Here is a 9,950-nt window from a genome sequence, read left to right as displayed (position 1 = left end):
CCCTCTTTTCTTTATAGAAGATCGATATGTATACGGGTTCATCGCGTTTTCTCGCAAGAAGATCCGACACGTTGTTGACAAAAGCGCTGCCGCCGTCGATGATGATGAGCCCCGTTATATTGCCAGATAATCCGGACGTCTCCCTGAGGGGGACGGAAACGAAGAGCGCGACGCGATCGACCGCACCTGTCTTGATGAACATAAATCCCTTCATAATATTATTCTGTTGCGATTCAGGTGGTGATGGTATGATAACCGGTACATTATGCAGCCTGTTGCCCAGCGTAAAGGTTAACCCACCCTTATTGTCTGTAAGGTGAATGACATCGATATTTTCTTCCTTGAAGGTCTCCTGAAACAATTGCCGGATCACCGCCCGGTTCCGGTGCCGGTAGGCTTCTTTAAATCTATCTTTTGTTGATATTAAAGAAAGGCGTGTCTCAATATGGTCAAGCTCGCTGTCGATGGCAAAGTTAAAAAGGTTTATGTCAGAGGTAAGCCCTTTCTCAAGTTCATTAATGGCAATCTGCTCTATGGAGGTTATGCCTGAATAGGTTGTAATGATCGAGAGGATAATGATGAGGGCTATAAAGAAGATGAGTATTTTTGTAAAGAGCCTCATAGTATGCGGGGCAGAAGACTTTTTAACCCGTTATGCCGGACCACTGGCGATCTTTGTAAGTGGAGGTGACGGGGATTGAACCCGTGGCCCCCTCGTTGCGAACGAGATGCTCTCCCGCTGAGCTACACCCCCGGTGTTCATAATATTATGTCATGTTTTCTGTAATATCAAGGAATATTTGACAAAATGTTGCCCGTTGCATGATGCGGGTTGAGGGTTATGGCCGCAGAACCAGGGATTTGCAAGGACTACACTACAGACCGAGGATGTTTTTGATGGTCTGTTTCAGTTCCCGCGTATCTGCTGACTTGACAACGTAGCCGTCAGATACCCAGCTCGAAAGATCCTGTTTGAACTCCCCGTATGCGGAACAAAGGATGACCGGCTGATCCTTGTTGGCGTTCTTTATCTCATTTAAGGCCTGAATGCCATCCATGCCGGGCATCTTTATATCGAGCACAACGAGGTCAAACCGACCCTTTTTGAGTTTATCCAGTGCCTCAAAGCCGTTCGAGGCGAGATCCACCTCGAACCCTTCATCCTCAAGCTCCTCTTTGAAAAGCAGCCGTATGTTCTCTTCGTCATCCACCACCAGAATTCTTGCGTTCTTCATAAAAACTCCTCTTTTGTTGTATGATTTTTTACCGGGAGGTACATGGTGAACGTTACCCCCTTCCCTGCTATATTTTCCACATTGATATGGCCTTTGTGATTCATGATAATCTTGTTCGAGATGGCAAGACCCAACCCTGTTCCCCGCTCTTTTGTCGTAAAGAACGGGTTGAAGACGTTATCGATAATTGCCGGATCAATACCCCCACCGGTATCGGTAATAGAGATGGCAACGAAGGGCTTGCTCTCGTACGTGGCCTGTTTGGTCTGTATCGTTATGGTGCCCCGGCCATGCATGGCCTCGTGGGCGTTTATGAGGATATTGATGAGGACCTGTTTTAATTGTTGACTGTCGCAGGCAACAGGAGGGAGCGCGGGGTCATAGGTCTTTGCGATTTTGATCTCTTCCCAGGACACATCTGACGTAATAAGGTAGAGGATCTCATCGAGATAGTCGTTGATGTCGCATGTTTCAGTAAGAAGAGGGGTTTCCTTGACGTAGTTGAGTACCTCATTGAGGATGGACTCAAGCCTGGTAACCTCGTTGAGAATGATGCTGATGTATTTGTTTTCAGTACGGTCAAGGTCTACCTTCCTGGCAAGCCTTTTAGTAAATCCGCCGATGATAACAAGGGGGTTTTTTATCTCGTGCGCAATGTTGGCAGTCATCTCCCCGAGGCTCCGGAACTTTTCCTGTTCGATGAGCCTCTTCTGCGCATCGCTCAGTTCCCTGACGGCATCCCTGAGGCGGGTGTTCAGCAAGGTATTCTCCAGCCCGCTTGATATGTAATTTGCTATCGTATTGATAAGGTACTGGCCGTCCTCCCCGAGGGCATAATTCTGTCCTGTCTTCTCGCCGCATATGGTCAACGTTCCGAGGACACGGTTCTTTGATACGACAGGCGCTGAAAAAAGAGAGAACCTGAAGGAATTCTCATACTCATCGGGAGAACAGTCCTTCATCGACACGGCACGGAGAAGCCTTGCCGCCGTCTCTTCCAGTTCCCCCACGTGATCCTGGACAGAGGGGTCGATAACGCCATAGGTAAAACGATGGACATCGAGTTTCAGGAGGGCATATCCAAGTTTAATGGTAACGAATGTCGCATTCAGCGATTTGGCTATGATCAGGGCTATATTCTTCAGGAGTTCATGGGGTTCTGCGTTGGATGTGAGCACCTTCCCCAGTTCTGAAAGCGTCGCGAGCTCGCTGATCCTTTTCTTTGAAGAGAGGATCAGCTCATAGGAACGGAGTATCCCGCCGATCTCCCGGGAAAGGATGGAGAGAAAGATCTTTTCCGTGTCATGGAGCGCATCCTTGCTCACGGCACTTAAGACCAGTACCCCGTAGAGGTAACTGTCATCCGCAAGAGGGAGAAATGCAAAGGCCTTGTAGTTTTCGAGCTTCCCGTCCAGCTCCGGGTAGAAGAGACAGCCGAACCGGGACGGGATGTCCCGCATCGTGTAAAAGAGTGGCGACCGTTTCTGTGCAACGCTTCCCACAACCCCCTCGCCGACGTGGCACCGGTACTGGTTCAGGATTTTGAAAAGGACGCTTTTTTGATTGGCGAACCTGCAGGTAAGCCTCTTGTCCTTGTCGAATGTATAGATTATGACCTCCTCGCAGTACATATCCCGGGAGATGATATTAAGGATAGAGTTTATGCGTGAAGTCAGCTCAAGGTTTGAATGGGAGATCTCGATAATCTTCCCGAGAAGATCAACGGGATTCATGCTTTGCAATTGCTTTTTTATAGAGCCCGACGTATTCTTTCGCGGATCTCTCCCATGAGAAATCCTCTGCCATGCATCTCTTCACGAGGGCGGTCCAGACATTTTTATTCCGGTATACCGAAAGGGCCCTTTTAATGGCGTCGAGCATCGCTTCCTTTGTATAGTCGTGGAATTTAAAGCCTGTCCCGGCATCAGGCTCTGCCGTGTAGTCTGTAATCGTATCTTCAAGTCCTCCAACGCTCCTCACGACCGGCACCGTTCCGTATTTGAGACTGTAGAGCTGATTGAGACCGCAGGGTTCATACCGGGAGGGCATAAGAAACATATCCGCACCGGCCTCAATAAGATGGGCGAGTTTGTTATCATAAGCAATCTTGATAGAGAATGATTTTGGAAACTGCTTTGCGAGTTGCGAGAGAAGATCATGATATTTCCGCTCACCGGTGCCGAGAACAATATACTGCGCACCGAGAGCAAGCATCTCTTCCAGCGATGACCCTATAAGATCAAAACCTTTCTGGTCGGCAAGCCTTGAGATGGTAGCGATAAGAGGAACATCTTCCTGGACAGGCAATCCGAAGGTATCCTGAAGGGAGCCCTTGCAGATCTTTTTGTTCGCCAGCTTATCAACGGTATAACGCGCCGGGATAAAGGTGTCTTTTTCGGGACTCCAGTCAGCATAATCAATGCCGTTTATGATGCCGAAGAGGTCATCCTTTCTCGTGCGAAGGATACCATCGAGGCCGCAGCCGAACTCATCTGTCTGGATCTCCTCACTGTATTTTTTGCTCACCGTGTTGATAATATCGGAAAAAACGATACCACCCTTGAGGAAGTTGATGTTCCCGAAGAACTCAATAAAATCAGGCGTAAAATATTCCCAACCGATATTGAGAAGGTGCATATCGTAATGCCAGAAGATCCCCTGGTATCCGAGGTTGTGGATGGTAAGGAGCGTAGCCGCTTTATTGAGCACAGGATCATTGTTGTAGAGGGTCTTGAGAAATACGGGCGCGAGGGCGGTTTCCCAGTCGTTGCAGTGGATCACGTCCGGGACATAACCGGTAACCTTGATTGCCTCGAGGATGCTCTTTGCAAAAAAGACAAACCGTTCGGCATTATCCAGGTAATCGCCGTCGGGGGTGCTGTAAAGATAATCTCTGTAATAGTATTCGTCTTTTTCTACGAGGTATGCAGTAATGCCGTCGTATTCACTTTCAACGATCTCCGCATCGATGTAACTTTGGGATATAGGGCAGGCGATCTTGTAGTTCTTATACCGCATGGGGAAGCCTTGTTCCTCGATGCCTTTGTGTTTCGGGAGGATGACCCTTACCTCAACACCAAGTTTTTTCAGGGCCTTCGGGAGTGCCCCCGTTACATCCGCAAGACCGCCGGTTTTGACAAAAGGATAGATTTCAGGAGAAGCAATTAATATTTTCATAAGACCCCCTATATCTGTGTTTCTTTTAAGTACTCCGTAGCCTCTTCGGGTGGTGTCGGGTTAATGTAAAACCCGGTTCCCCACTCGAAGCCGGCCATCTTGGTCAGTCTTGGTATTATTTCGATATGCCAGTGGTAATGGGGTACCTGTCCGTTTCCGAAGGGTGCCGTGTGAATAATATAGTTATATGGCGGCGCATTGAGCACCCTGTCGTATTTCTTGAGAACCGTGGAAAGTGTCTCGGCGAGGGAGAGATATTCGTCGGTCTTCTCGAGGGATGCAAAGTAGGGCTCATGTTTTTTTGGCAGGATCCAGGTTTCAAAAGGAAAGCGGGAGGCATAGGGTGACAGAGCAATATATTTGTCGTTTTCAAAAACGACACGGACATTATCCTCTTTTTCCTGGGCAATAATGTCGCAGAAGACGCACCTGTCTTTAAACTTATAGTAGTTAAGACCCCCGGCAATCTCCTCGACAACCCTGCGCGGAACGATTGGAAGGGCTATGAGTTGCGAATGAGAATGGTCCAGTGATGCCCCTGCCACAGAGCCATGATTTTTGAAGACCATAATATATTTGAGTCGCTGGTCCTTTATAAGGTCAAGGATCCTTGCCTTGTAAGCGTCAAACACACGCTTTATGCCTTCGATATCCATGCTCGACAGCGTTTCGCCGTGGTTGGGGGTCTCGATGATAACCTCGTGCGCCCCCACCCCGTTCATTTTATCATACAGGCCGATACCTTCCTTGTCGAGGCTCCCCTCGACCCTGAGGGCTGGAAATTTGTTCGATACAACCCGCAGCAGCCAACCGGGCTTGTTCGGGACAGAGCCACCCTGTCTTACTGCGTATATCTCAGGGGGGGTCATGTTTTCGTTCCCCGTACAGAGCGGGCACATGGGGGCCTTGCCAGGCGGCGCCTCTTCAACGAAGAAGACAGGCCTTTTACCCCTTTCCGTGGAAATGATAACCCATCTGTCAATAATAGGATCTTTTCTCAGCTCCGGCATGCGCTACTCCCTGATATTTTGACTTGGTAGGGAACACGTGATATGAATTACGAAAGTGATACCCATAAAGGATAATATTCCGACCCGCACTACCCCAATTATAACAGTGGGCTTAATCATTGTAAATATATTAATTTTTCTGTGGCAGAAGATAGCCCTTCATGGATCGGCCGGTGATGCGGTCTATAGATATTACGGATTGGTCCCCGGGGAATTTGCAACAGCGGTAACAACGAGATGGGACCTCCTTCCTTACAATGTGCTCACCATATTTACCTCCATGTTTCTCCACGCAGGTTTCCTCCATCTCGGCGGGAACATGCTTTACCTCTGGATATTCGGCAATAACATAGAAGACGCTCTGGGCCATATGCGCTTCATGCTTTTCTATCTCCTCTCCGGCATCGTTGCAGCTACCTTTCAGTTTTTCTATGACCCGGCCTCTACCGTCCCCATGATCGGGGCAAGCGGGGCAATATCGGGGATCCTCGGCGCCTATCTGGTGCTTTATCCTCACGCGAGGATCAAGACCATACTGCTCATCATCATCTTTATCAAGATCGTTGAACTCCCTGCCATCCTGCTTTTAACGCTGTGGTTTCTCGTGCAGCTGCTCTATTCGAACATGGAGGGTGTTGCCTGGTATGCCCATATCGGTGGGTTCATCTTCGGGCTCGTGACAGTGAAGCTCCTCGTCAGGAAAAAGCGACGGGCGTAGAGCAGAAGAGCATAGAGCGGAGAGCAGAAGATTAACCCGTGAGTCGTAAGGGGATGAACCCCGTGAAATGTGAAAGGTAAAACGTGAAATGAGAAACGGGGGATCAGAAATTATTTCAGGTCATTGCGAGGAGCGAAGCGACGTGGCAATCTCAATAGCAGCAGGACACGATGAATAATAATGGTAAACTTTAAACCAGAATATCTAAACCATAAAGAATTTTGAACCCGTGAGTCGTAAGGGGCAAGGTATTAAATCGCCTGACGACTTACGCCTTGTGAGATCCCGGTTTTTGCTGTCGGTTGCTGGTCAGACAGACGAAATAGACCAAATGAACCAGATAGACTAAATAGACTGGATGGTGACGTATAATGAAAGTTCTTCTTATCAACCCTTCCATTTATGATTTTGCCGCCTATGGTTTCTGGTCCAGCCCGCTGGGACTCCTCTACGTGGGAAGCATCCTGCGGAAAAACGGCGCGGAGATGCGTTTTATCGATTGTATGCGGGTCGTCGAAGCAAAGAGAAGGGCTGATGGAAGAGCGCCCTTTGTGAAGGAAAGGGTCCCCAAACCGGACGCCTTGAAGGGTATACGGAAACATTTCAGGAGATATGGTATTTCACGTGAAACATTGGCCGAAGAACTCTTACGCGTTGACAAGCCCGATCTTGTCCTCATTACTTCCATTATGACGTACTGGTATCCAGGCACGAAAGAGGCCGTTGAAACGGCAAGGGAGGTTTTGCCGGAGTCAAAAATAGTTGTCGGCGGCATTTACCCGTCGCTCTGCGATGAAGAGGCAAAACAGCAGTTGCGAAAGGCAGACCTTATCGTGAAACACAATGAGATAGAAAGGTTTTACAGATTTGTTGAAGACGTATTATCAACAGAGCTCACGTTCAGACCCTCCACATATGATCTGGATGCCCTCCCTTATCCCTGCTATGACCTCTGTGACGATATACCGTTCGTGCCGCTTCTCACCTCCTTCGGGTGTATTTACCGGTGCACATACTGCGCAACGCCATATATGCATCCTTCTATCGTGCGAAGAAACCCCTCCTCGGTGGTGGAGGAGATAAAGCACTGGAACGGCTATGGGGTGAAACGGTTCATCATCTACGACGACAATTTCCTCTATGAAAAAGACCGTTATGCGAAACCTCTTTTGAGAGAGATTGCGAAGCTCCCCTTTCCTGTAGATATATACAATCCGAACGCCGTCAATGCGGCGCATATAGATGAAGAACTGGCAGGGCTTTTTCTTACATCAGGTTTTCAGGAACTGAGGATCGGCCTTGAGACAACAGATCCCGATACCCAGAGATCAACTGGTGGCAAGGTCAGCGCGAAAGGTTTTGAAAGGGCCCTGGCTGCCCTCAGGAATGCGGGATTTGATATGGAGAAGGTGAGCGTCTATATTCTGGCAGGACTTCCTTTTCAAAAGTGGGAGGCGGTGAAGGGGACCATTGACTATCTCTTTGCCTTAGGTGTCAGGCCATACGTAGCGGAATATACGCCCATACCGCATACGGAGATGTTTGAGAAATATCACCGCAATGCCCGCTACCCCATCACACAGGACGCCCTCTATCAGAATAACGCGCTCTTCCCCTTTGCATGGGAAGGATTCACCGAAAAGGATCTTCATTATTTAAAACAATACGCCAAAGGGAAAAGAGGGCCTGAATGATATACGGGCGTCCTTACTGGACGAGGTAATTCTGGAGTTTCTGGTAGCTCGCAAAATCTGAGTCTACAAACGATGCCCCGACTTCCTTTATGTTTTCTTCCGCGGGTATTACCCTGTTGACAGCGCAATGCATCTTGAGGGGTATCTTTTCATTGGGCAAGGTAAAGAGGGTACCGATGTTGGCCGCTTCATCGACCTTGGCTTCGTAAGGTATGAGAATCCGGATCCCGCCGAGGGATATATCGACAATGGTCCCCGGTTGCAATGCCTGTTCCTCAGAGCCGCTCTTGTATACAAATGTTGGAAAAGATACCGGTTTACGTGGATAACGGCGCCTTTCCTTCTTAAGGCTCTGCAGGGCCTTCTTCTGCTTCAGGAAATCATAGAGTATTGTTTCGATGATCGATGACAGGGAGCGCCTTTCATCAGTGGCGATCTTTTCAAGAGAGGTACGTAAATCATCGCTGGTGCGGAAACATATTGTGAGATCCTTTTTCATTACATTCACCCCTGCTTTTTCATTATTTTTTGCCCCTTAAACCCCGGAAAACGCCTTATGCTCTATAAAAAGTATATAACAACAAAAAATAATAATCCTGGTTCCCCGTTCTACCACCGGCAGATCGACTTTCTTTGGTATATTAATATGTTATACATACTAAAACAGATTGTCAAGAATTTTTTTCATCTATTACCGGGGCTTGCGTCGCCCCCTCCACAAGCAAAGCTCGTGGAGCCACCCCCTCTCGCCCGAGAACGGGCTATACATTATTATAGGTCCAATAAGTCCCATAAGACCTATTTTCTTCTTTTGCTTTTCACTCTCCGCTCTCTGCTCCATGCTCTCCGCTGCCTTCACTATTCCTGGGGCTTTCGTCGCCCCCTCCACAAGCAAAGCTCGTGGAGCCACCCCCTCTCGCCCGAGAACGGGCTATGAGAACTATACTGGAGCTTTCGTCGCCCCCTCCACGGGCAAAAGCTTCACCCACTTCGGGCGATTGTCATGGGGGGATCCTGTTAAAAGATGTCCAAAATTACATGAAATGATTAACATTTTTATCCATTTATGATACAATGTCCATCCGGCGGGAATTATACGTAGACGCTTCTTTGCGCACAGACGTATGTGCAATAAACAGAAAGGATGAACGATGAAGGTATTTGTTACCGGTGGGGCCGGATATATCGGCAGCCATGTTGTGAAATTGCTGGGAGAGGCGGGCCATGACATCCTCGTCCTTGATAACCTCTCCACGGGCCACGAATGGGCGGTACTGTACGGGAAGTTTTTAAAGGGCGACCTCGCTGAGCGGGGCCTTGTCCTCGATGCCCTCGATACATTCAAACCAGATGCAGTGATCCACCTTGCCGCCTCGATCCAGGTGGAAGAATCGGTCCGTGAGCCCCTCAAGTACTACAGGAACAACGTGATCAATACCCTGAACCTGCTCGAGGCCATGGTTGAGACCAATACGACACACCTCATCTATTCCTCCACCGCAGCGACATACGGAATACCCGAAAAGATGCCTATTGACGAAACAGCGCCTCTTGCGCCCATCAACCCATATGGCGCGTCGAAGGTAATGGTGGAACAGGCACTGAAAGACCTCGCTCTGGCAAAGGATTTCCGGTATATTGCCTTACGGTATTTTAACGCTGCCGGTGCTGCCTCTGACGCCAGGATAGGGCAGGCGTACGCGGAGGCAACCCACCTTATCACCCGGTCGTTAAAGGTCGCAAAAGGAGAGTTCAAGAAACTCTTCATCTACGGGACAGACTATCCTACGCCGGACGGGACCTGCATCAGGGATTACATCCACGTGGAAGACCTTGCCCTGACACACCTTCTGGCTTTGCGTTATCTTATGGATACCGGTAAGCCGGATATCATGAACTGTGGTTATGGACATGGTTTTTCTGTTCGTGAGGTCGTTGAGGCGGCAAAGATAGTAACGGGTATCGATTTTCCCGTTGAAGAATCGGCAAGACGGGCAGGAGACCCGCCCGCCCTCATAGCGGACAGCACAAAGCTGAAACGCATGACAGGCTGGGAACCGGGGCACGATGACCTGAAGCATATCATAAAAACAGCCTGGGAATGGGAAAAGAAACT

The 9,950-nt window shown here is 48.9% G+C and carries 10 protein-coding genes and 1 tRNA gene; 3 read left to right on the top strand and 8 right to left on the bottom strand.

What is annotated here, in order from left to right:
* The 6 genes from PHU49_10270 to galT form a co-directional block, all read right to left on the bottom strand.
* A partial coding sequence (locus PHU49_10270; protein MDD5244390.1) for a hypothetical protein occupies window positions 1-622 on the bottom strand: 622 nt, incomplete at its 3' end.
* Window positions 623-682: 60 nt separating this feature from the next.
* A tRNA-Ala gene (locus PHU49_10265) sits at window positions 683-754 on the bottom strand.
* Between the two features lie 121 nt (window positions 755-875).
* Entirely contained in the window at window positions 876-1,235 is a 360-nt protein-coding gene (locus PHU49_10260; protein MDD5244389.1) for a response regulator, read from the bottom strand.
* Window positions 1,232-2,968 (bottom strand): ATP-binding protein, encoded by a 1,737-nt coding sequence (locus PHU49_10255; GenBank protein MDD5244388.1) that lies wholly within the window; start codon window positions 2,966-2,968, stop codon window positions 1,232-1,234. Before PHU49_10255 ends, PHU49_10260 begins: the two co-directional genes overlap by 4 nt.
* Window positions 2,955-4,412, bottom strand: coding sequence for a glycogen synthase GlgA (glgA, locus tag PHU49_10250; GenBank protein MDD5244387.1), 1,458 nt, complete (start codon window positions 4,410-4,412; stop codon window positions 2,955-2,957). The genes PHU49_10255 and glgA overlap by 14 nt, the downstream gene beginning before the upstream one ends.
* 8 nt (window positions 4,413-4,420) lie before the next feature.
* Window positions 4,421-5,422 carry a galactose-1-phosphate uridylyltransferase gene (gene galT, locus PHU49_10245; protein ID MDD5244386.1) on the bottom strand — a complete coding sequence of 334 codons (1,002 nt, stop codon included), beginning with the start codon at window positions 5,420-5,422 and terminating at the stop codon, window positions 4,421-4,423.
* A gap of 55 nt (window positions 5,423-5,477) precedes the next feature.
* On the opposite strand from galT, the gene PHU49_10240 reads away from it, so the two are divergent.
* Window positions 5,478-6,140, top strand: coding sequence for a rhomboid family intramembrane serine protease (locus PHU49_10240; protein MDD5244385.1), 663 nt, complete (start codon window positions 5,478-5,480; stop codon window positions 6,138-6,140).
* A gap of 371 nt (window positions 6,141-6,511) precedes the next feature.
* Complete coding sequence (locus tag PHU49_10235) at window positions 6,512-7,834, top strand: B12-binding domain-containing radical SAM protein (protein ID MDD5244384.1); 1,323 nt, start codon at window positions 6,512-6,514, stop codon at window positions 7,832-7,834.
* Between the two features lie 13 nt (window positions 7,835-7,847).
* Here the strand turns inward: PHU49_10235 and PHU49_10230 are convergent, their stop codons facing one another.
* Together PHU49_10230 and PHU49_10225 are read right to left on the bottom strand one after the other, a co-directional pair.
* A complete protein-coding gene (locus PHU49_10230; protein ID MDD5244383.1) occupies window positions 7,848-8,333 on the bottom strand; it encodes a PilZ domain-containing protein in 486 nt (161 codons plus the stop codon).
* Window positions 8,334-8,525: 192 nt separating this feature from the next.
* Window positions 8,526-8,729, bottom strand: a complete 204-nt coding sequence (locus PHU49_10225) for a hypothetical protein (protein MDD5244382.1) — start codon at window positions 8,727-8,729, stop codon at window positions 8,526-8,528.
* A gap of 256 nt (window positions 8,730-8,985) precedes the next feature.
* Between PHU49_10225 and galE the strand changes: the two genes are divergently transcribed.
* The coding region (gene galE / locus PHU49_10220; protein ID MDD5244381.1) for a UDP-glucose 4-epimerase GalE at window positions 8,986-9,950 on the top strand (965 nt) is incomplete at its 3' end.

The sequence above is a fragment of the Syntrophorhabdaceae bacterium genome (genome assembly GCA_028713955.1).
Taxonomy (GTDB): domain Bacteria; phylum Desulfobacterota; class Syntrophorhabdia; order Syntrophorhabdales; family Syntrophorhabdaceae; genus UBA5609.
This window is presented reverse-complemented; position numbering and strand designations above follow the sequence as displayed.